Annotated in this window: 18 protein-coding genes and 1 pseudogene; 7 read left to right on the forward strand and 12 right to left on the reverse strand. The window is 43.4% G+C overall.

Translation table 11 applies throughout. The features are described from left to right. Window positions 1-7 precede the first annotated feature (7 nt). From V1U08_RS18400 to V1U08_RS18420, 5 genes are all read right to left on the reverse strand, one after another. Window positions 8-703: a chromosome partitioning protein ParA gene (locus V1U08_RS18400; protein WP_330471204.1), complete on the reverse strand. Its 696-nt coding sequence runs from the start codon at window positions 701-703 to the stop codon at window positions 8-10. After that, window positions 703-2,796 (reverse strand): SLBB domain-containing protein, encoded by a 2,094-nt coding sequence (locus V1U08_RS18405; RefSeq protein ID WP_330471205.1) that lies wholly within the window; start codon window positions 2,794-2,796, stop codon window positions 703-705. The genes V1U08_RS18400 and V1U08_RS18405 overlap by 1 nt, the downstream gene beginning before the upstream one ends. Then, window positions 2,793-3,623 (reverse strand): OmpA family protein, encoded by an 831-nt coding sequence (locus V1U08_RS18410; RefSeq protein ID WP_065299837.1) that lies wholly within the window; start codon window positions 3,621-3,623, stop codon window positions 2,793-2,795. The genes V1U08_RS18405 and V1U08_RS18410 overlap by 4 nt, the downstream gene beginning before the upstream one ends. A gap of 28 nt (window positions 3,624-3,651) precedes the next feature. Beyond that, complete coding sequence (locus V1U08_RS18415; RefSeq protein ID WP_014232105.1) at window positions 3,652-3,972, reverse strand: STAS domain-containing protein; 321 nt, start codon at window positions 3,970-3,972, stop codon at window positions 3,652-3,654. Window positions 3,973-4,207: 235 nt separating this feature from the next. Further along, complete coding sequence (locus V1U08_RS18420; RefSeq protein ID WP_330471206.1) at window positions 4,208-5,218, reverse strand: LacI family DNA-binding transcriptional regulator; 1,011 nt, start codon at window positions 5,216-5,218, stop codon at window positions 4,208-4,210. A gap of 427 nt (window positions 5,219-5,645) precedes the next feature. Between V1U08_RS18420 and V1U08_RS18425 the strand changes: the two genes are divergently transcribed. From V1U08_RS18425 to V1U08_RS18445, 5 genes are all read left to right on the forward strand, one after another. Then, complete coding sequence (locus tag V1U08_RS18425; protein WP_330471207.1) at window positions 5,646-6,449, forward strand: TIM barrel protein; 804 nt, start codon at window positions 5,646-5,648, stop codon at window positions 6,447-6,449. A gap of 47 nt (window positions 6,450-6,496) precedes the next feature. Further along, a complete protein-coding gene (gene iolE, locus V1U08_RS18430; RefSeq protein ID WP_330471208.1) occupies window positions 6,497-7,393 on the forward strand; it encodes a myo-inosose-2 dehydratase in 897 nt (298 codons plus the stop codon). Between the two features lie 202 nt (window positions 7,394-7,595). Then, the gene (locus tag V1U08_RS18435; RefSeq protein WP_330471209.1) at window positions 7,596-8,606 is read left to right on the forward strand and encodes a Gfo/Idh/MocA family oxidoreductase; all 1,011 of its coding nucleotides are present in this window, start codon (window positions 7,596-7,598) and stop codon (window positions 8,604-8,606) included. A gap of 956 nt (window positions 8,607-9,562) precedes the next feature. Beyond that, window positions 9,563-11,017: a sugar porter family MFS transporter gene (locus tag V1U08_RS18440; RefSeq protein ID WP_065299835.1), complete on the forward strand. Its 1,455-nt coding sequence runs from the start codon at window positions 9,563-9,565 to the stop codon at window positions 11,015-11,017. Window positions 11,018-11,242: 225 nt separating this feature from the next. Beyond that, window positions 11,243-12,286: a LacI family DNA-binding transcriptional regulator gene (locus V1U08_RS18445; protein ID WP_330471210.1), complete on the forward strand. Its 1,044-nt coding sequence runs from the start codon at window positions 11,243-11,245 to the stop codon at window positions 12,284-12,286. Between the two features lie 89 nt (window positions 12,287-12,375). Here the strand turns inward: V1U08_RS18445 and V1U08_RS18450 are convergent, their stop codons facing one another. Then, window positions 12,376-13,197 (reverse strand): sugar phosphate isomerase/epimerase family protein, encoded by an 822-nt coding sequence (locus V1U08_RS18450; protein ID WP_330471211.1) that lies wholly within the window; start codon window positions 13,195-13,197, stop codon window positions 12,376-12,378. A gap of 539 nt (window positions 13,198-13,736) precedes the next feature. Here V1U08_RS18450 and V1U08_RS18455 point away from each other — a divergent pair. Then, window positions 13,737-14,588, forward strand: coding sequence for a MurR/RpiR family transcriptional regulator (locus tag V1U08_RS18455; protein ID WP_065296969.1), 852 nt, complete (start codon window positions 13,737-13,739; stop codon window positions 14,586-14,588). A gap of 38 nt (window positions 14,589-14,626) precedes the next feature. Further along, complete coding sequence (locus V1U08_RS18460; protein ID WP_065302372.1) at window positions 14,627-15,514, forward strand: DMT family transporter; 888 nt, start codon at window positions 14,627-14,629, stop codon at window positions 15,512-15,514. Window positions 15,515-15,570: 56 nt separating this feature from the next. On the opposite strand, the gene grxB is transcribed toward V1U08_RS18460, so the two are convergent. From grxB to V1U08_RS18490, 6 genes and pseudogenes are all read right to left on the reverse strand, one after another. Continuing rightward, window positions 15,571-16,221 (reverse strand): glutaredoxin 2, encoded by a 651-nt coding sequence (gene grxB, locus V1U08_RS18465; RefSeq protein ID WP_330471212.1) that lies wholly within the window; start codon window positions 16,219-16,221, stop codon window positions 15,571-15,573. Window positions 16,222-16,409: 188 nt separating this feature from the next. Next, complete coding sequence (locus V1U08_RS18470) at window positions 16,410-17,252, reverse strand: MurR/RpiR family transcriptional regulator (protein ID WP_014232094.1); 843 nt, start codon at window positions 17,250-17,252, stop codon at window positions 16,410-16,412. Window positions 17,253-17,598: 346 nt separating this feature from the next. Continuing rightward, window positions 17,599-18,339: a sulfite exporter TauE/SafE family protein gene (locus V1U08_RS18475; protein WP_014232093.1), complete on the reverse strand. Its 741-nt coding sequence runs from the start codon at window positions 18,337-18,339 to the stop codon at window positions 17,599-17,601. Window positions 18,340-18,450: 111 nt separating this feature from the next. Beyond that, window positions 18,451-20,358, reverse strand: coding sequence for a bifunctional 5-dehydro-2-deoxygluconokinase/5-dehydro-2-deoxyphosphogluconate aldolase (locus V1U08_RS18480; RefSeq protein ID WP_014232092.1), 1,908 nt, complete (start codon window positions 20,356-20,358; stop codon window positions 18,451-18,453). Between the two features lie 426 nt (window positions 20,359-20,784). Then, the gene (gene iolD, locus V1U08_RS18485) at window positions 20,785-22,716 is read right to left on the reverse strand and encodes a 3D-(3,5/4)-trihydroxycyclohexane-1,2-dione acylhydrolase (decyclizing) (protein ID WP_329351475.1); all 1,932 of its coding nucleotides are present in this window, start codon (window positions 22,714-22,716) and stop codon (window positions 20,785-20,787) included. A gap of 568 nt (window positions 22,717-23,284) precedes the next feature. Continuing rightward, window positions 23,285-23,605 (reverse strand): annotated as a pseudogene (locus V1U08_RS18490) (bifunctional acetaldehyde-CoA/alcohol dehydrogenase); the annotation flags it as partial.

The raw sequence follows: 23,605 nt of genomic DNA on the forward strand, positions 1-23,605 counted from the left end.
GCAACTCCTAAGCAGACTGAGCAAGGAACTCGTTGGTAAGAATATTCTGCGACCACTTTTCTCGCCAACTTTTGGGGATAAAGCGGAGCCGATTCAGCTCGCGCACCATCTCCTGAGCCAGTGATGCCTGGTCTTTTAAATTGAGTATCGAGCCTAACAAGGTGATTGAAGGCGAATCAATCAATTGCATGGCTTTTTCAAGTTGGCTGGAAGAAGTTTTACCACCCATCACAACGAGTGCTGTCTGGTCACAAGCGCTCGCAACGACTTGTGCAGGAATGTTTCCTCTATTGACTTGAAGCAGCGGTGACGTGTCGCAAATAACGCGGTCGTATTGGCAAAGCCATTGTTTGACCGCGGCTCTCAGATGTGTGGGATCTTTGTACGCCAGAACTGCTGATTGGTTGTTCGGCACGGTTAACCCGGTAAACATTTGTCGCGTTGAAGCGTGCGCGACCAAAGAACCAATCTGATTGTCGATGTCTGGTGTGATATCAATGTATTCGAAAGCTGGGTGGAAGGTATTAAGATCCACCACCAAAGTCCGGTGACCCGCGAGCAGATAACGCTCAGCCAGTGCAGCAACAACGGAAGTCACGCCATCGCCAGATTGACATGCGGTAATGCATAGTGAGCGACTGTCACGCATTTCTGCTGCAAGATAGATTTGCTCTATTTCTGTATGAGTTGCAGGAATAATCATTACAGAGCTCCTATTAACACGATGGTTGTCGTTAGGCGCAGAATGTCTTCAAGACCCACGCGTGCTTTTTCGATGATACTTTCGTTTCGATCGGGCACATAGATGGTATCGCCAGCTCGTAGTACCGGAAGTTTGTAAATGTTGGCAGTTTTACTAAAGTCTACCAGGTCAAAGGTTCTTGCTTGTCCTTGGCAACAAGACATATTGACGATCGAGATCTTCTCTAAGTAGGCTCGATCAGACGGACCGCCCGCTTCGGCAAGTAAGTCCAGCAAGGTCATGTTGTCGTCAAATACATATCGACCTGGATTATTGACTGCTCCTAGTACGCGTACTGTTGACTCCTTAGAACGATCCAACCAAATCTTATCTTTTTCAGGGATGTAAATGGTGTCGCCCATGGTGACATTTGGAAGTAAGCTTTCATCCCCAGTCTCAAAGTATAACGATAGGTTAAGCTTACTTACTTTGGAATAGCTTTTGTCGCGATGTGTGATACGAATGTTGTGGATATCCGCGTCTTTTGTTGGGCCATCAGCCGCAGACAAAATATCGAGGAAATGCATATCCTTAGTGAAACGGTAGCGGCCAGGGGCATTGACTTGTCCAAATACATAAATGGATGCATCTGAGCTTTGGCGAACCCATTGCGATTTGTTGTCGGAAGGATCTTGAGGTAGATCGTGTACACGCACAATCGCACCAGCACTGATGTTAGGTAATTCGCTGTTCGGCGCGCCTTTTAGAATGAAATCATCGAGATCGAATATGTGTAGCTGGTTATCAGCGGCGACCACTTCAATTTTCGAGGTGTCCGCGCGAAGGGTTGGGCCGCCAACATGAGATAGCAAGTCCATAAGATCCATTTCATCTGACCACTCAACACGTCCGGGGCGAACTACTTCTCCAATCACACTGACGGCGCGATTGGGCGCAATTTTCAGCCAAGACTTTTCATTCATGTCTGTCTTCTCAGGAACGAAGATCGCATCTCCCGGGCCAATCTTAGGCGGGCTTTTACGGGTCAGGCCTTCAGTGAACGCGGTTAAATCAAATTTGATCACCTGACCGTTGGATTTAATGACTCGAATCTGGCGTGATTCTGCGTAACGAGTCGGACCACCTGCATTAGCCAGAATATCCATAAACGACGCATTTTTCTTACCTTCATAGGCACCTGGGCTTGCCACTTCACCCATAATGTAAACCACGTTCGCGCCTGCTTTGATCTCTTCTTCTTGTTTAGGAACGAAGATGGTGGTTCCCGGCGTTAGTGGCGGTAGCAATGAGATATCACCGCTATCGAGATAGGTTTTAAGGTTAAACAGCTTAGGGGTATTGTCTGAAATGACACGTATTTGTTCGACAGAGGCATAGCGAGTAACGCCGCCAGCTCGCATAATGATGTCAACCAGATCGCTATTGGCTTTAAAGCTGAATGAACCCGGCGCGTTTACTTCGCCAAACACTTTAATTGCTGTTCGGCCGTCGGCGCTGTCACCTGCGTTAGCGAGTTTGTTCGCATCGAACTCTTGCTCGATGTTACCGACCAGTGGAGAAGCAGGAACAAATATCGTATCAAGTGAGATCAGCTCAGGTAGCAGTGATTCATCACCTGTATCGAGAAACGTTTTGTAGTTAAAGGTGATCTTATCTTTGCCACGTTTGATAAACAGACTGTTGAGCTGCGCGCCGGAGCGTAATCCGCCCGCTGCGTGAATGGCCATTTGGACATCAGAAGACTTAGATAAAGTGTATTCGCCCGGAGAGGTCACATACCCCTGTACCGAGACTAAAATTTGTTGCTCAGCGATATAGACAGATGCAGAGGATAGGTCTCGATACACTTTCTCCAGAGATTCTTTAACGACTTGTTCAAGCTGAGCTTCACTGTAACCCGCGACGTAGAGCGCGCCAACTTCAGGCAGAGTGATGCGGCCACGCTTGTCGACTTGAAAGCCTTTATTTAAAGATGACTCACCGGGTAAGTTGACCTGAATGAGATCGCCAATTTGTACTCGTTCTTCATTCGCGTGCGCCACAGAGAAAACTGAAGTAAGAAGAAGTAGGGCAATTAGGTTAATCCATTTCATTGTAAGCCTCCCTGCAAACGCTGCTTGGTTTGTTCTTGAGTATCCACCACTTCGATGCTTACGCGGCGGTTGGTAAGACGAACACCTTCCGATTCACCCTCATAGAGAGGAAGCGTGTCGCCGACCGATTGTGTTTCTATACGTTTTGGATTGAGACCAAAAATGGTCAGGTAGCGCTTGACTTGATTCGCACGTCCCATGGCAAGTTCCTGGTTGTACTGACCATCACCTACAGAATCAGCGTGACCAGTAACTTTGAGGTTTAAACTTTGGTGCTCATTTAAGATGTTCGCGGATTGGGCAAGATGGCCCATGTACTTTGGATTTACTTCTGTGGAATTAAATGCAAACTGATTATCGACGTTAAGCAAGCTATAAAGTTGATCAATCATAGCTAAGCGCTTCTGAAATGCGTTTTCATCCATAGGAGGTACACACTTGGTCTGTGAGGTCGCATAGTCCAGTTGAAGTTCTAGCTCATTAAGACGCTTGCGCTGAATAACAATGTCGTTGGCAGCATCAAGCAGTAAACCACCTTCAAGCTCTCTAGCGATTCGGTTTTGTTTCTCCAACGCTTGTACAACTGCAGCTGGGAAACACCAACGCGCGCCTTCGCTGATCAAAGAGTCTAATTGCAGCTTGGTCAGTTGCCAGTCAAACCGAAGTCCGTGCTCAGGACCGAGGGGCTCATCTGGCATTACGGGTGTGAAGTTTGATTGGATGTAGTTTTCCCCAAGACCACCACGGCCTTCCTCTGGGTAACTACTGCATCCAACCACGGCAGTCATAGATACAGCTAGGGCTATGTGTTTGAAAGAAAAATTCATGCCAACGTCCTTTGTCAGTGATCGTTATTTAGTAAGTTCGAGAGTTAACTGGTATCGCTTGGTTAATACGCAACAGATTCATTATTTCGAGAGGTTGGCCTGAAGCGTTTTCAATACGCATGCTTCTCTGGTTCTCGATAAGCCGTTTATACAGGTACACGATCGCACCTACGCCTGATGAATCAAGAAACTGGACTCGGCTGAAGTCAATTTCTATTTCTCGAGTAGATGGCTCAGCCAAAATCTCATCAATGTGTGGCTGCGCCTGGCGGCTACCGTCTGCGTCAAGGTTCCCGTTGATCACCCATGTCACGATAGTATCGTTTGTTTCAATTTTACGAAGTTCCATAATCGTATCTCCTGCTAGTGTTTACAGCAGGATTGCAGGTAGTGTGCCAAAGTTTATATATCTAAATATCAATGGTTTAGGTTGTGGCTGGAAGGGGTTCTCAAAATGAGAAAATGGAAGTTTCAAAATGACAATCAGAAAACGACGCTTATTTATGGCATCAATCTTTGTGTAATAACGTAAGTATTAACTAATCAGCAAGCTAATGGCTTATGCTTCTTTATTTCGCCTTAAGCTAGATGATATTCTCTTCAGTTATAATTCTAAATGGTACTTTCCCATCTGTATAAGTATCTGGAGAATAGCCGTTTGATAAGTGGTTGAACATAATATCCAGCGACAGTTCTGCGTGTCTCTGAGCATTTTGGTCTAGCGAGAAAGAAAGCGTATTATTTTTTAATAGCTCTTCGGTAGTATCGTAAAGCTCATGAGTGATAAAAGCACAAGAACCAGCCTTACCTCTACTCGATATCCAATTACCGATGGTTTTGTTTCCTGCTCCAGAATTATAAATACCGATGATGTCACTGTTATTTTGTTGACTCAAAATACGCTTAATGGTTTCTTTATCATCATTGCCATATAGAACATCACTTAACGTAATATTATCTCGTTTTCTTATCGCATCTTTGAAGCCTTTCATTCTTTGTATGTGAGCCTGATAGTCGAATCGCCCGCTCATAAGAAGGATTTGGCCTTGCTCTGGCAGCATTTTAGACATCAGTGAAGCGGCCGTTCTTCCTATCTGATACTGATCGATCCCCACATGGCATAACCTTTTGCTATCAGGCAAATCGGTAGCTAGTGTGATAACAGGGGTTCCCTTAGAATGGCATTTCTCAAGCGCTTGATAAATGGTGTCATTGTCATTTGCAAATACGATGATACCGTCATACTTATCGGCGCTGTTCTCTAGATGATTAGCAAGCTTTTCGGGCTGACTCTCAGGTACTAAGCTGCAACGTAAGCGAAAATTACGATACTGGTGTCCTTGAGCAACTTTACTAAATCCTCGGGTTAAAGATTTGAAAAATTGTGAAGGGTTCTGACTGAGGATAAGTTCTATCCTCCAGGGAGCTTGGTATATTTCTGGCAGTGTACGTTTAATCCCCAACTCTCGAGCTGCATTTATCACTTTCTGAACCGTTTTTGGAGAGACGCCTCCGCGCTCGTTCAGAACTCTATCTACGGTAGCAATGCCTACCTGCGCTTTTTCTGCAATTACAGCAAAAGTTGATTTCTTCATAACTCTATAGTTCGTACACGGCAGTGGTTTGGTGTATCAATGGGTATTACTCAACGAATATTCGGTTTCCCTAGCGCTGACAATACGCTAGGCATCGTTAAATTTCTAGAGATAACTCTTTGTCTTCGCTTATTAGAATAATTACTTCATTCTCGTTTATCTTAATCGTCAAGCTGAAGCTAAAACGTGCTGATTAATAACAGGACAACAAGCTGGTTGGGTACGCAAATAAAAATTAAAAAGCGATGGTTACTTAATTTTAAACTAGATCACATTTCATTGATGAAAACCCATCAAAACATAAGTACCAAAAACGATATGTAATCGCTACTATTTTTTGGTCGCCGATTACTAAGTTTATTACTTAGTTAGCCACATTTAATATTTTAATTTAATAAATACGTGAAATTATAACGAGGTAGTGAACATGACCACCCAAATTAAATTTGCTTTAAATCACATGCTTTGTCCAAAAGTATCGGCAGAAGCTCTAATTGATTATGCACTGCAGCTGGGACTGGATGCTATCGAATTACGTAATGACGTAAACGAGAATAGCTTGGTTTCTGTTGAGCAAGCTAAAGTTATTGGTGCTAAAGCAAAATCCGCAGGTGTTCGAATTCTAACTATTAATGCCGTATACCCGTTCAATGTATGGGATAACGAATTAAAAGAGAAAGCAGAAACGTTGGCTGATTTAGCCGCAGCATGTGGTGCGGAGGCGCTGGTTCTTTGCCCTTTGAATGACGGTAACCAACGTACGAAGGAACAAGTGAAAGAGTCTTTAACTCACCTCAAAACTATCTTAGATAAACACGGCATCAAAGGCTATGTTGAGCCCCTAGGTTTTCCTATTTCATCCCTTCGCACTAAAGCTGAAGCGGTGGAAGCGATTAAAGAACTCGGTTTCGAAGATACGTTCAAGATCGTTCACGACACATTTCACCACAAGGGTGCATCAGAAACTGAACTTTTCCCACAGCAAACGGGTTTAGTTCATATCTCAGGTGTTGAAGATGAATCCATCACGTTTGATGAAATGTTAGACGCCCACCGTCTGATGATTAATGCTCAAGACCGTTTGGATAATGTTGGTCAAATCAAACAATTGCTTGACGCTGGTTATACAGGCTATTTCTCATTTGAACCATTCTCCGCGCCTGTTTGGGAACTTCCAGATCACGTTGAAGCAGCGAAAGAAAGTATTGAATTCATCCTTGAGCGTATTTAACCCATTATTAACTCGTTAATAGTGGACTCTATATTGGGAGGCCGTTAATGGACAAAAATAAAGTAAAACTTGGTGCAGCGCCGATTGCATGGACAAACGATGATCTACCAAGTTTAGGGGCAGAAAATACATTTGCACAGTGTGTTAGTGAAATGGCTCTGGCTGGATTCACTGGTAGTGAAGTGGGTTGTAAGTTCCCTAAAGATACCAAGGTACTAAAAGAGAAATTGGCGCTTCGTGGCATTCAGATTTGTAACGCTTGGTTTAGCACTTTCTTTGCAGATGGTAAGGAAGAACAATCCATTACTGAATTTATTGCGCATATGGAATTCCTACATGAAATGGGCGCAAAGGTTATTGGTTGCTCGGAGCAAAGTGGCAGTATTCAGGGCACTGAAAAAGCTGTCTTTGAAGAAAAACCGCACTGGACTGACGAAGAGTGGCAACGTGTTGCTGATGGCTACAATAAAATTGCTGAGCTTGCAGCCGAAAAAGGCATGAAAGTTTGTCTGCATCATCATATGGGTACCGGTGTTCAAACCCCATCAGAGATAGACCGATTTATGGAGATGACGAACGATAATGTTGGCTTACTCCTAGATACGGGGCATATCTACTACTCAGAAGGTACGCAAGCAGCGATCCTTGAAGTTTTAGATAAACATGTTGGTCGTATTCCACACGTCCACTTGAAAGACATTCGTAATGAAAAGCGTCAACAAGTCATCGATGAGCATCGCTGTTTTCTTGATGGCGTTCGTTTAGGTGCTTTCACTGTTCCTGGCGACGGTGTAATTGACTTTAAACCAATATTTGACGCGTTAGATAAAGCTGGATACGAAGGCTGGATGGTTATAGAAGCAGAGCAGGACCCTAGCGTTGCCGATCCACTAGAGTACGCACAAAAAGCGCGAAAATATATTCGAGAATTTGCAGGAATTTAAAATCAATATAATGCATTTATTATAAATTAATTCCGAACTAATTATTTTTATAAATGTAACTATTAACTTTTTATTTTATTAAAAATTATAAACACTATTTAATTTGAATCTGTATTGGTTTTATTCATATAAAAATAAAACTCTGCAATTCAGACGGCGGTTTATTACCTCTAAAATAAATGAAAATTAAAGGACGAATATCATGACTTTAAAAGTAGGTGTGATTGGTTTAGGTGCAATTGGTAAAGAACATGCAAAAAGGATTCATAACCTTCTACAAGGTGCAAAAGTTGTTGCTGCTACCGATGTGGATCCTGACGCAGTAAAAGCATTTTTGACCGAAGAGAATATTCCGGCTGAAGTTTACGCTAATGGTAAGGATCTGATTAACTCGTCAGACGTCGATGCGGTTGTTGTTACGTCTTGGGGACCGACGCACGAAGAGTTTGTTCTTGAGTCGATCAAAGCTGAAAAACCTGTGTTCTGTGAAAAACCACTCGCTGACACTGCTGCAGGTTGCAAACGTATTGTTGAAGCCGAAATGGCTGCTGGCAAAAAGCTGGTTCAGGTTGGTTTCATGCGTCGTTACGATGCGGGCTACAAATTGCTTAAAGCTGCAATTGCAAATGGCGAGCTCGGTGAGCCTTTACTCGTACACTGCGCTCACAGAAACCCTGAAGTTCCAGAAGCTTACCATGGTGATATGCCTTTCTCAGATACATTTATCCATGAAATCGATGTATTGCGCTGGTTAGTGGGTGACGACTACAAATCTGTTCAGGTTATTAATCCAAAACGTACGAAATACACCCACGCGAAGCTACAGGATCCACTGATGGTGATCGTAGAAACTCGAAGTGGCATTCATATTGATGCTGAAATTTTTGTTAACTGTAAATACGGTTACGATATTCAATGCCAAGTCGTTGGTGAAGAGGGGATTGCTAATCTGCCAGAGCCCATGAGCCTATTGACTCGTAAAGATGCGAAACTTTCTACGAACATTCTGACTGATTGGAAAGACCGCTTCTTTGAAGCGTATGACGTGGAGCTTCAAGACTGGATTGATGCAACTCAAGCAGGTGAAGTAAATGGCCCTAATGCATGGGATGGTTACTTCGCAGCGGTTACTTCAGATGCATGTGCTGAAGCACGCGTTTCAGGCAAGGTTGTTGATATCGACATGCCGGAAACGCCAGAGTTCTACAAATAGTATTCAATAAATTAGTTACTGCACAGAGTACTAGGCAGTCGGTTACTTTTGCGATTTGATCGTTACTTTCCGATAGTCTTGGACTCTTAATTTAGTCGAAATCCCTCAATAAATTTTGAGGGATTTTTGTTTAAAAAAGCCAAAGATTTCCGTTTCCCCTAGTTTTCTCGATTTGTAGCGCCTTAGCCGCGCAGAGTAAGGAGACAACGTTTAGAGCATCAATTATACGCTTAATCACGGATAAGTTACCTGTAATTGGGGAACTAGAGCCTTAGAGCTAGATTACACAATGCCTTTTGCACAAAGGTTTAATTGCATAAAAATGAAATAAATTATTCGAAAATTTTCATCTTGTGGGTGTTTTTGATACACGGATCCCCCGTTTTTTGTGTGATTGGTCTTTTGTTTTAGCAACATGGTTTATTTGTAGAGCGCGTAACTATTACCACAATCTCACTAGATATAGCCTGTATTGAATGATGTTTAATGTCTTTATTGGACATTGTTATAAGGAAGATTGGTCTTAACTTTATGATAACTATAAGTTATTAAAAAATGATGGTTTACATCATTTTTTAATATGAAGTATTGATGGAATTGATGCCAAAGCTTGTTAATGAAATGTTATGAGAGTCTTGTCACGGTCTCATCACTGTTTATCGTTTAGATTTCTTTTTGTGAACTAATAATTTCACTTTTCTTAAAAAGTAAAATTTAAGTTTCATTAAATAAGAAGGTTGTGTTAGCAAAAAAACATCTGGTCAGAAGTAATTGTCATCAGCAGATAGAAACGCGATCGTTGTCGATATCTGTATGTATTGAGAATGGCTTCTCAGATTGTTAATTGAGCCGAATACAATAAAGAACGAGTTGCACTTAACCTTGAAATAAAGTGAGTGGAACGACCCTAATCTAATTTTAAAAAAATAAGGAGCTTGATCTTTCAAGGAGGATGTATGTCCGCAATAAGCGATATATCAAAGCCTGTGATATCACAAGAGTACAACGTTAGGTACGTATTATTAATTTGTAGTATTGCTGCACTGGGCGGCTTATTATTTGGTTATGATACTGCCGTTATTTCCGGTGCTATCGGACCGATAAAACAATATTTCCAACTCGACTCATTTGGTGTGGGGTGGGCAGTATCAAATGTTGCGATTGGCTGTATTATCGGTGCGCTTGCATCGGGTCGAATTGGTGCTAAATATGGTCGAAAACGTTCGCTAATTTTTGCGGCAATTCTATTCACAGTCTCTGCGGTAGGTTCGGCACTTGCTGACACCTTCTTTTGGTTCATTGTATTTCGTATGATTGGAGGACTGGCTGTTGGGCTTGCTTCTTCAATTTCGCCAATGTATATCTCGGAAGTGTCGCCAAAGATAGTTCGTGGTCGAGCGCTCAGCATGCAAAACTTCGCCATTGTTGGTGGCCAAGTGGTGATATTTGTCGTCAACTACTTAATTGCAAAAGGTATGGCTGAAACATGGCTAGTTGATACTGGTTGGAGGGTTATGCTCGGTTCGGAAGTGATTCCTTGTGTGTTATTTCTGGTGGCTTCCTTGATCATTCCTGAATCTCCGCGCTGGCTAGTGATGAAGGGTGAGATGGCTAAAGCCGAGAAAATCCTTGCTCGTATATTCAATCCAGAAAAAGCGAAAGAAAAGCTTGTTACTATTCAAGAATCAATTGTTGATGAAAGCGTGAGCAAGCAAGTCGCTAGCAAGCAGACAGTAGTGCGTGAGAAACACTTTTGGTTTTTTGTCTTTATCGCATCTGCAATTGCAATTTTTCAACAGGCCAGTGGCGTTAACGTCATGATGTACTTCGCACCTGTTGTTTTAGAAAAAGTAACTGGAAATGCAGAAATTTCTTTATTCTTAACCATCTGGGTTGGTGTGATTCAACTTATTGGCACGTCGATTGGTTCTTTATTAATGGATAAAGTGGGTCGCACTCCGCTTCTCAAGGCTGGTTCGATTGGCGCGACTATTGGCTTATTACTCACCTCGTACTTCATCTATCAATCAAGTGGTCTAGTGGGCGAAGAAGCCATTCAAATGGGCTACTGGACATTATTCGGGATGATGGTCTTTATGATTTGTTTCGCATTTTCATGGAGCTTGGGCGCGTGGATTGTCGTTTCTGAAATCTTCCCAAATAGAATGCGTTCGTTGGGTATGTCATTTGCTATCGGAAGCATGTGGGTAAGTAACTTCTTTATCGGCCTTTTGTTCCCAATTATGAACGATAACGCATGGTTAAATGAGCATTTTAATGGTGCATTCCCTATGTGGGTCTTTGCTTCGTGTATGGCGATGTCTTACTTCTTTATTGCTCGCTTCCTGCCAGAAACTAAGGGCGTTTCATTGGAAAAGATGGAAGAGCATATATTAGGCAGTAAAGCATAAGAAGGATTAACGTTTTTGAATACGTAGCGCTAAGGTTATTAAACTTTAGCGTTATTTGTTTTTTGAACATACTAAACCTGTGATCTTTTATATCGGTTAGGTCACTTGGAATGTGCGCCATTCTCATGATCAGACCAGTTGAGCGTAGGTAGGCGCTTGACTCAATATCGTTTCAAGGCTATTGAAAGGCTACCCTTGTAACCAACTCTTAATAAAAGATATTTCATGACGAATAAAGCAAAGAATAGAAGAGTAACAATAGCGGATCTTGCTATGCATGCGGGTGTTAGTACCGCAACGGTTGATAGGGTACTGAATCGACGCTCGACGGTAAGACGTAAAACTATAGAAAAAGTACTAGCTTCAGCCGAGGAGATTGGGTTCCGTGCAACCCGTCTGGTCGAAACTGCCTTAAATGACACCTATCTGGAAAAAAACCTCGCAGTAATTCTTCTTTCCCAAAACCAGCATTTCTATAAGCTGTTAGGCGAAAGTATTCAAAATGAGGTCTACGATAAGTTTCCACATTGTAAGCTGAAGATATTTTATCTGGACGACTTAAACCACCTGACTTACACCACATTGCTCAATCGAATATCAGACGCATACGACACCATTGCACTGGTTTCTCCTGAACACCCCCAGATTATAGAAGCCGTTGACAAGCTAGCTAGCAATGGCGTCAACATCATATCGTTACTGAGCCAATTAAATACAACGGAAGAGATACATCATCTAGGTATTAATCCCAATGTGATGGGGAGGCTTGCAGCCTGGTACATTCATCATATGGCTAATGATAATGGGGCAGTGGGTATTATATCCGGAAGTAAAAGGTTCCATTGCCAATCTGGGTATATGAGTGGGTTTTACTCCTATTTTGAGGAACATGCTCCTGATACTGAAGTCATTGAATCGACAATGAGCCTTGAAAATTATTCGCTTGCTTTAGAGTCGGCAGAAGAGCTTCTCGTTTGTCATCCAAATCTTTCTGCTATTTATTGTGCAGGAGGTGGAAGTGAAGGTGTTATTGAAGCGCTAAAAAATCATCGTACTAAAAAGGAAATTTTTACTGTTTGTCATGAGCTAACAGATGTAACACGAGACGCTTTGAATGAAGGTTTAGTTCACACCGTATTATCAACGAGAAAAGAGCAGCTGATCGAGCAGTTGTTTAAAGTAGTTTATCAGTCAGAGGGTAATAACCAGTTGCCATTAAGTTTTGAACCTGTGCTGATAGATACTTACTGTCGAGAAAACATATGGTAAAGCTAAAGTGAATTTCATGCCCTATATGTGCCGTTAATTCTAATCGCTTATTTTTAACGGCACGTTTTATCTATGATTAAAATGAAATATTAACCAATATACTTTTTCATATTATCAAAGCATTGTTGTGCAATATCATATAAGTCATATTCCCAGTGCTTCGGACTCAGTAGTTCTGCTGACCACATACCGTCATAACCCGTCGCTTTAACTGCATCCACCCAAGCTTGAATATCGATATCACCTTCTCCTGGCATGTAACCACGTTGGACGAGTTGATCCCAATCTTCGCCTTCATAGGGTAATCGGCCGTCACAAAAGTGAACGCCATAGATGAGGTTCTTATCTAATTTCGCGATGTCTTCTGGTTTAGATCCCGTTGCCCATAAATGCCAAAAGTCGACCACCATACCTACGTTGTCACGGCCTAAGCGACGAATAACTTCAAGCCCCTGTTCTAGAGAGCGAAACTTAGTAAAGGCAATAACTTCTATTTGATATCGGACTCCATATTCTTTACCGATATCAGAGATGGAACCAATATTCTCGGTCATAATATCCATGATTTGATCGTCCGGGAGGTGATCGATACCATTGAGGGCAAGAATTTGCACCGTTGGACAATCAAGTTCGGCTGCTGCTTGAGTTAACCTCCTTGCCTCTTCGAGCATTTGCGTACGTTCTTCGCCTTGATGACGCTCTATAGAAAGAAGGGCATTGATACACCCAGCACTTAAACCATAGCCATCAAGAACTTCCTTTAATTTTTTATTCGTTCCACCGTTATCTTGGTAGCTAATAAGCTTATCGCCCAGAATTTCTAAGCAATCATAACCAATATCATGTGCAATACGAGCATCCGTAATAACGTTACTACTTTTTGTAGAAATACCATGTAGAGCTTTTAACATAAGGGAGTCCTTGTATTGATGTCATACTACTAGTATATTTTTTGGAATGTTAATTTCAAATTAATTAATTTTAAATATTAAATTTCATGCAATAGTGTGAGCTTGAAGTAAGATAGAAGGGCGAAAAGACCAATTCCCTTGCAATGAACAGCAAAGTACCACGGGAAAACTCGTGCCAATCTTCGTTTAGTTAATGAATCGGCTGAGTTTAATTGGTAAGTAAAATCAAGTTCTTGGCTGCTTAATAAATCCATCGAACAATCAACTACTGACTGAGTGGGGATGTTCAGCGCTCTGCTCTGACATTGTTTGGCACTTTCTCGCTTTCAACACAGACAATCATTTACATTGACTGGAATTTCATTTTTGCTTTAAAATGGAATGAAATTTCCATGCGAACTATGAATTGATATAGCCTGATCATCTTTTGTGTAAATCCCGAACTTCTCGACAACACGTTTTTATGGCTGGGATGGTATTTGTTGCGATGGTTGATGGTTGCCTTGTTCATAAAGCACAGCTTATTCCAAGGAGGGAATATGATTGCAGCAACAAACGTGAAAGAACTGCAAAGGGACATATACGCAAAGTATGAAGATTTGAGTCAACGCTTACAACAAGTTGCTAAGTATGTCGTTGAAAAACCGGAAAGTATCGCGTTCGATTCGGTGTCCGAAATAGCACGTAATGCGGAGGTTCCGCCATCGACGCTGACTCGGTTTGCGCACGCTTTTCACTATCGTGGATTCAATGACATTAAAAAAGTGTTTCGTATTAATTTAGCTGAACAGACGGAGAGTTACACCGGCTATGCCCGGATTGGTGCGGGCTTAGATGATGATCAGAATATCGAGACTCCAGCGAATATTCTTGCTCAGTTAGCTAAGGCGAACATCAACTCCCTTGAAGACTTAAACGTGCAAATTGAGCACGACACACTCCAAGTAGCGGTTACGTTGCTTAATGAGGCGAATAATATATATGTGGTTGGCTTCGGGCAGAGCTTTGGCATGGCATCATACCTTGTTTACGCACTGAGACGTATTGACCGCCGCGTGTTTCTTGTTGATGGTTTGGGGGCAATTTATCTGCAGCAAATGCAGACGATACACAGAGGTGATGTGGTCGTCATCATCAGCAGTGAACCTTACTCTGACGAATCGGTAATGGTTAGTGAAGTCGTTGAAGAAAAAGGCGTAAAGAAGATAGCGATTACTGACAGCCAGGTAAGCCCTATCGCCACCAATAGCGATGCCTGTTTTGTGATTAAAGAGTCGCAGTTAGAAAAGTATCGGACTTTATCCGCAACCCAATGTTTGATTCAGTCACTTGTGGTTGCACTTATTTACAACACAAATGAAGAGACGCAGGTCGACGCTCTGGATATTTAATAGGGTGTAGCTGGTTTTCCATAAACGTAGAGGCGGTAATGACTTCAAATAAAAAAGCGGAACTGTATCTGTTTTCTGCCACCATATTAGCGGGTCTGGGGTGGTTATTTTCTAAGCAGGCTGTTGCGGAGCTACCACCACTGGCGTTTATTGGATTTCGGTTTGTTTGCGCCGCTGTGATTATCGCGCCATTCGGCATGAAGCAGCTGGTTCGTGGGGATCGCCAGCAGTTTGTCACAGCGGGATGGATAGGGCTACTGCAAGGTTTGTCTTTATCTTTGTGGATTTATGCCGTCTCAGTCAGTGATGAACTGGGTGTGGGCGCATTTATCATGAGCCTTTCTATGCTGTTTGTACCTATCTGGGGGTGGATGCTGTTTAAACAGCGGCCAACACGCCCTTTTTGGGCTTCTCTTCCATTCGTCAGCGCGGGACTGTATTTTCTATCCCTCTCGGGCAGTTTCTCAATGTCTACGGGTGAGTTGTTCTTTTTTGTTTCGGCGGCTTTTGTGGCGTTACATTTCATTTGTAATAGTCATCACTCTCAAACTATTCCCGTGCTTTACCTCACTTGTGTTCAGTTTTTCACTGGCGGCCTATTGGCAATTCTTTTTTCTGCCTGTATAGAGTCTTGGCCCACTTCAATCAGTATGAGTACGTTTGGTTGGTTTGCCGCTAGTGTCATTCCGGCGACATGTCTGCGCTTCTTCATTCAAATCAAAGGCCAGAGCGGAACAAATGCAACCAATGCTGCACTGCTTATGACACTAGAGCCTTTGTGGACCGTGTTGATCAGTGTAGTGTGGCTAAATGAAATGATGTCGACCAATAAAATATTGGGTATTGTACTAATACTGACGGCTTTGATGGTATATCGATGCTGGGACTTAGTACGAGTGAAGGTGAAGAGGCTGCGTGCTTTTTAAAACAATCTGCTTTTTTAAAAATAATCAGCGCCCGTGTGATTGGGCGCCAAGTAAAGTTATACCGCTACGTGGTCATAAAGCGGAATGTTGGTTAACGCCGTCACTTCATCGATATAGCGACGAACGTTTGTTGGGAACTCCACGCCTTTGATTACGGTAAGGTTTCTCAGAGTAGGGTAGACGTTAATGTCATCGTAACTGAGAACATTATCGCGACTTGAAGGTAGCGTAAGCCATTCCAGATTACGCAGAGCGTGGTTCAGTTGAATGAGAAACTCATTACTTTGCGCCATCGCCTGCTCAAATGACATGCCGATCATTTTTGATTTATTGGTGGTAAACCAAGCTTTGGCCTCTGCACTACCAAACTCAGGCAAAGTGATTTCCATCCAGCGTGGATGTACAAGTGGACCTTCAACACTTTTGACTGCCTGATTAAAACGGTCGATATCAGTTTGATGTACAGCCTGTGATAATACAGGGTTGCCATCCCATTCATCTAAATATTTCACAATATCAAGGCTTTCTGCCATATAGCTACCATCTTCTTTTTCAAGTATGGGAACCATATTTGCGCCAACTTTGTCGATACGGGCATCCACATCGTGGTTTTGTAAGTACACAAACTCGACAGGCATGTTCTTTAAGTTCGCGAGCATTATCGCCTTGATACAAAACGGGCAATGTTCAAAAACAAATAACTTCATCTTTCTCCTACCTATTGAAAATATTTAAGGGAATTAATATTCAATTATAGATTAAAATGAAATTATTTTTTCATTTGTTTTATGTGTTTGTGTTGGAGCTCAACAACAAATAGCGAAACAAAGCGGGAGAAAAAATGGGAGAGGTGAATGCAGGGCGTAGCTCAATACGCCCTGCATTTGCGAGTGGACTATGCTGCCGAATTGTTTTCGCTTTCCTGAAAGGCCAGTGAAACCGCTAACGTTTGGGCCAGGCATAGTGACGCCACCTGAGAACGGAATGCATCTACTTTGCCTTCTTTGACGACAAAGCAGACATCACTAAAGGCTGCAAGTGGGCTGATCTGGCTGTCGGTAAGAATGATCTGCTTTGTGCCTGTGTTTGCTAACGCATCACTCACATCAGTCGTATCTTGTGCATATGGATAGAAACTGATCGCTACGACTACGTCGTTCTCGCGAATCATGTTGATTTGCTCTTTGAACATGCCACCAAGCCCATCAATAAGAAACGCACGTTTGTTCAGGTGACGGAATGCGTACGTTAAGTATGAAGAGATACTGAATGAGCGTCCAAGACCGATGACGTAGATATTGTCTGCTTCAGAGAGCAGTTTTACCGCTTTGTTGAGGCTGTCTTCGTCGATTTGAGTCGACAGTTGTTGTATTGCACTGGTATTGGCGCGTGCAAAAGCTTGCAGAATATCAATAGGGCGCTCTGGTGGCTCTTCGTCGGCATCCATGCTTTTTGAAAGTTTCACTCGATCAGTGTAGCTAGACGTCTCTTCAAGTAAGTTTGTACGAAATAGTTGTTTCATTTCGTTAAAGCCACTGTAGCCGAAAGCGCTGGCAAAACGAATCAATGTCGATGGCGGAACATCAGCTTGTTCAGCAATAACAGAAACAGTTTCAAACGCGACACTGCTTTTATTATCAAGTACATAAGCTGCAACTTGTTGAAGACGTTTACTTAAATCACCGTAGCGATTCCTGATTTGGTCTTGCAATTCACTTAGTGTGGTTGGTGCTGACATTATGTTCTCCATAGATTCATTCTGTGACTTGCTTTAAGTGTTTCATTTTAGCTTAAAAATGAAATCGTTCATATAGCTGTCATATCTGACAAATTCGATCTATTTCTCATTTACTTCTAATGAATCAATTCAAATCATCTTTGGTGCTCGTTGATAGTTTTTAGATAAGTTTCTTGATGACACAAACCTTGTTGGCATTCATTTACTTTCAGATGATTTATCGAGGTTTTTCGATATTGGGCGTGAGTTAATCGTCTTGATTTCTCGCCGATACGATAAAAGGGAGCCAACTGGCCCCTTTGTCATTTCGTTTTCTAATAAGGATTATTGGGATGAAAGAATGGTTTTAGCTTATCCCTTCAAGGAGCAATTTTGTTCCGGATAAGAGTAAGAAGCCGTAACACAGTTGGTAGATAGTTTGCTGAGGGACTTTATCCAGTAACCACACCCCCATTTTTACGCCTATTGGTGCCAATGGCATGAGAACCAAAGAAGTCAGTAAGTTGGTGCTGTCGAAGGTACCGAGCAAAGTAAATGGCACCAGTTTAAACAGATTGATAATGGCAAACAGGACGGCCATCGTTGCGATTAATGTGGTTTTTTCGAGCCGTAGCGGGAGCAGGTAAAGACTGGCAGGGCCACCTCCAGCATGAATGGCGGTACTGGAAAAGCCACATAACGTACTCCAGAACCAGGCTGAAAACGTTCCTCCGGGTTTTGGTTGTTTGCGCTGAAACAGGTGCATAAAGAAGAACAGTACCGACAACAGTCCAACAATCAGCTTCACGCTAGACTCGGTCATACTTCCTAAATACAACGCTGCCAGAGCTACTCCGAGGGCCGATGCTGGCAACATGCGTTTTATCACCCGAACATCTGCAAAATGGCGGTGGTGTTTAACGGCAAAGAAATCCATAACACATAAGATCGGCAGCAGTATCGCAGCGGCTTGGGTTGGTGAGATAGTCCAAGCCATCAGTGGTACTGAAATGACACCTAATGCGCCACCGAGTCCGCCTTTACCGATTCCGTAGATGAGGACTGCGGGTATGGATACGATATAAAACCATGGGTCTGTGATGATCATTTCTTCGCTCCATGTAAAAAGCGCCCAGGTGGGCGCTTTGGGGTTGCTAAGAACAGGTACTTAAGCCCAACAGAAAAAGCTCTCATACCTATCTAGCGTTTTTATTGGGAATTAACCACGCTGACGCCAAAGTGCAATCAGGTTGTGGTAGTTCTGCTTGATATTTTCGATCAGCGTTTCATCGTTAATGCTATTCGCCAGCCATTGACGTGATGGCTCACCAAATAGCGTACGACCAACCGCGAACCCTTTTACGATCTCTTTACCCGCAGTTGCATTAAAGCCTTTTTGTAGCTCTTCCTGAGGTGCATCTAGGCCTAGGATGACTACGCCACGGCAGAATGCATCGCGCTCTGTGACTACTGAGCTGACCGTGTCCCAGCTATCGGCTTCAAGAGCCGGCAGTTTCCACCAGTCTGGCTTGATACCCAGGTCGTAGAAACGCTCCAGAGCCTGAATGTAAAGTCTGTCTTCTTTCTTAACGCCAGCAGGCAGGATAACTTCCAGTAGCAACTCATGACCAGATTTACAACATGCCTGGTAGACTTCTTGTACCAGTTCTTCTTGCTCTGTACGGATATCTAGCTCGTCTTCTGGGCTGTAGAACACTAGGCACTTCACCACGTGCTCAAGAGGCCAGTCGATTAATTGTGAACCGATGTTACCGTGCTCTAAGCGCAGTGGACGTGAACCCGGTAACTCGATAGGACGGCCAATCCACCAACCTTGTCCTGTTACTTCATTCAGTACATCTTGGCCGAATGTGCTATCACACAGTAAGCCTGCTTTACCCGCTAAGTTCGCTTCTTGTGCGACTTGTTGGCTTGCTTTAAAGATAAGTTTTTTCAGCGTCTTGATACGTGCCGTGTCTGTACCCGCTTCACGAGCCATGTCTTCAAGTTGGCTTCGGTGGTCAAATGCCATCACACATAACTCATCCCACTGAGGAGCTTTACGTGTCGTAACGCGGTGTAGGTGGTTGAGCTCTACATCCAGGTCAGGACGTTTCACATCAGCAGCGCGAGTGATGTAATTATCAAGCTCTAACTTAGTTGGCATGGCAGGAGCACAGCCGTGACGAGAAACCACCAACGCACCACAGGCGTTAGCGTATGCACATGCTTTTTCCCAACCTTCGTCGTTTAGGTAGCCACGTAGCAAACCAGACATGAATGCATCGCCAGCGCCAAGAACGTTAAGTACATCAACGCGAACGCCGTGAATAGTCAGACCGTCATCAAGATCGTTTGGCACTTCTTCGCTGTATACAGAGCAGCCCAGAGCACCTCGTTTGCACACTAGCTCAGCATCAGAAACTTTACGTACGGCTTTTAGTGCATCGATAGTGTTATCTGTACCACCACAAATATGGAACTCTTCTTCTGTGCCGACAATAACATCGAACAGGCCAAGTACTTCTTGCAGTTCTTGAGTCACTTTGTCTGAAGCGATGTAACGAGTTTCGCCATCACCCAATGAAGTCAGACCCCAAAGTACTGGGCGGTAGTCGATGTCTAGCGCCGTTTTTACACCATTGCGACGAGCGTATTTCAATGCGGTAAGTACAGCTTCGCGTGTTTTTGGATTGGATAGGTGAGTACCAGTGATTGCCAGACAGCGAGCAGACGCGATGTACTCTTCAGTAAAGTCATCTTTGCTGATTGCCATGTCAGCACAGTTTTCGCGGCAGAAGATCAGAGGGAAAGTATCTTCGTCTTTGATGCCCAGAATAACCAGACCCGTCAAACGCTCTTTGTCAGTGATCAAGTGACTAGTATCACAGCCAACACGCTCGAGTTCTTCACGTAGGAAACGGCCCATGTGCTCGTCACCAACGCGCGCAAGCATTGATGATTTCAATCCTTGTACTGCTGTGCCGTAAGCCACATTACCTGATGAGCCACCAAGGTACTTATTAAAAGATCCCATGTCTTCTAAACGAGCGCCGATCTGTTGACCGTAAAGATCAACCGCAATGCGGCCCATACAAATGACATCTAGCTTTTTCTCAATACTCACATTCTTCTCCTCAGAGCTTAAACTCTTACCGTCATCACTAGGATGGTTCCAATGCTAAAGTTTTTGTGTCTGCGTTAAGGCAATGCCCATATGCGTTTCACGTTTCAATAAAACCTTTATACGGAATATTTGTTTCATTTTCAATTTAAAGTGGGATATTTGATTCGTTTTGTGATCAAGTCGGAAAATAAATTTCAAATGTTATTGGAAGTTGAAAAAATGGATTCGTACAGATGAAAGATAGGGTTTAAGTGCTGGTGGCTCGTTCTAGCCAAGACGATATTTCGAACTACGACAAATAAAAAAGCCCGTCTCAGGAGTCACGCTGGACGGGCAAACCGCTCGATTAAACTTATTGTTAGTATTTATCCTGAGCTCAGGGTGAGGAAGTGAGTGAGACTTTATTTACCCCGAGCTCTGGATCGTTTAGTACTGACGCGCTTTTTTCAATTTCTCTACGTTTTCCTGAGCTTTAGCTTCAATCTCTGGTTTCGCAGCGACTTGAGCCGTACCACAGCGCCACCATGACTCGTAGTCGTTTGTCATGGTTTTCGGTAGCACTTTTATATCAATCAGGGTTGATACCGTTTGCTGTTTAGCATCGGCCAATGCGGCGATGAGCTCTTCTTCAGTATGTACCCGGTAGGCTTTACAACCGTAACTCTCTGCGTTTTTTGCAAAATCAACAGGCACTAATCCACCGCTCATCTTGCCTGTTTTCGGGTCTTTGAAACGGTTTTCGGTGCCGAAGCTGCCCATTTTATGGTTCATCTGCAAGTTATTGATACAGCCAAATGCCGCGTTATCAAACAAGAGTACGTTGATTTTCACGCCTTCTTGAATCGATGTTTGTAGCTCTGAATGAAGCATCATGTAGGAACCGTCACCGACCATGGTATAAACAGGTTGCTCTGGATTCGCAATTTTTGCACCAATCGACGCGGCCACTTCGTAACCCATGCATGAATAGCCATACTCCATGTGGTAAGTGTCCGGACGTTTTGGTCGCCAAACACGCTGCAGATCGCCAGGGAGTGAACCGGCTGCACCGACAATAATGGCATCAGGTTCAAGATGTTCATCAAGCAAGCCTAGTACGCGGGTTTGGGCTAAGTCGGTATTAAGTGCTTCACGGTATTCCGCCAACTCATCATCAAAGTGACCACCGATTTCCGGAACGAAACCTTCGCCTATTTGAACATTGAATAAGCGGGTTAGTTCTTTGTCCCAAGCTTGCTTAGCAGCTTTAATTTCGTCGCTGTAGCCACTCACGTAGCCAAGTTGAGCTAACTTTTCACCGATTGCTTCAAGAGCGATATGGGCGTCAGCGACAACCGAAGTTGCATCTAATTTGCTTGCATCAAACTCAGAGACGTTGATGGTTAAGAAGTCTACATCTGGGTTCTGGAATAGTGATTTAGAGCATGTGGTGAAATCGGTAAAGCGTGTACCTACACCAATGACTAAGTCTGTGTCACGCGCAATTCGGTTAGCAGCGAGACAACCTGTGGTACCTACGCCACCCAAGTTGAGTTCGTGGTCGTGGACAACCGCACTCTTACCCGCTTGAGTTTCACCGAAAGGAATATTGTGTCGTTCAGCAAACTGACGGAATGCATCGTGTGCTTCTGAATAACGTACGCCACCACCACAAATAAGCATCGGCTTCTTCTTGCTCTTAATTAGCGCAACCGCGTCATCAATCATTGGGTTTGTTGCTGGACGACGTTCAATACGGTGTACGCGTTTTTTGAAGAAATACTCTGGGAAGTCGTAAGCTTCACCTTGTACATCTTGTGGTAAACAAATCGTGACTGCGCCAGTGTCGGCAGGATCCGTCAATACACGCATCGCGTTAACCATTGCAGACATCAGTTGCTCTGGGCGAGTAATGCGATCCCAGTAACGTGAAACGGGTTTGAAGCAGTCGTTGGTGCTGATTGATGCATCGTGATATTGCTCAACTTGCTGTAGAACAGGATCTGGCTGACGAGTCGCGTAAGTATCTCCCGGTAAGAAAAGCACTGGGATGCGGTTCGCCGTTGCTGTCGCTGCTGCTGTTACCATGTTTGCTGCGCCAGGGCCGACAGAAGAGGTGACGGCATAGATCTTTTTGCGCTTGTTTTGTTTCGCGTAACCCATCGCGATATGAGCCATACCTTGTTCGTTACAGCCCTGATATACCTCAAGTGAGCCAGCGTCTTCTTCTAGTGCTTGTCCCAGACCGACAACATTGCCATGACCAAAGATGGTAAAGATGCCATGAATAAACTTGTGTTCTATTCCATCGAACTCAACATACTGTTGATTCATAAACTTAACCAGCGCTTGTGCGGTTGTCATTTTAATCGTGTTCATAACCACTTTACTCCAGATAATTTAGTCGACAACAGGTGAGACGAAACTTGTGACCTGATGCCTTGCTAGCATATTAAATCTAATGATTTAGATATTATGGAACATTTATTTCATTGCAATGTTTTTCTGAAATGTTGTTAGCTTTTGTGATCCTGATTAGATTGTGGCGTGTTGATTCACTAAAAACAAAATAATGGTGTGATGGATGATACTTTTTGCAAAATTACGAAATTTTCATTTCATGAGATAAAAGAGGGTGAAAATTTACATTTGCCAACTTCTTGACGTTAGAGCGTGTGAAAAATCGATCTCCTAAGGCATTAATAAAGTCGATTGAAGCCGAGAAAAAGTTACATTAAAAGCGACGACAATACCGTCATGTATCAAAACATCGGCTTTTAATGAGATAGGTAGCGTATAGGCGTGGTGGACATTAAGAAGCAAGGGATGATGTATATTGATAGGACTGTTCGGTGGAGCTGTGACGTATCAGAGAGACCGCTTTGATGGGGAGTATGTAGCCGGAGGCTAACGCCCCCTCAGACGTAGAGGAGGCGTGTTTTGGTGGCTATGCCAACGCAGCTTTGCTGGTTGCTTTTACGTTACGCTTTGCGGGTTTCTTTTCGGCCTCTTTATCGGTCACGCCGTTTTCTGTCTCTGACTCGGTATAAGCGCGTCCGTAGAAAGAGTCTTTGAGAATGTCTCTTAACTCACCAATGAGTGGGTAGCGAGGGTTGGCACCAGTACATTGGTCATCAAACGCCTCTATCGCTAGCTGTTCGACCTTATTCAGGAAGTCCGCTTCATTAATCCCAGCCGCCTGAATAGACATTGGGATGTCTAGGTTAGCTTTTAGCTCATCCATCCATGCTAGTAGACGTTCAATCTT

The organism is Vibrio sp. YYF0003 (assembly GCF_036350715.1).
GTDB classification, from domain to species: domain Bacteria; phylum Pseudomonadota; class Gammaproteobacteria; order Enterobacterales; family Vibrionaceae; genus Vibrio; species Vibrio natriegens.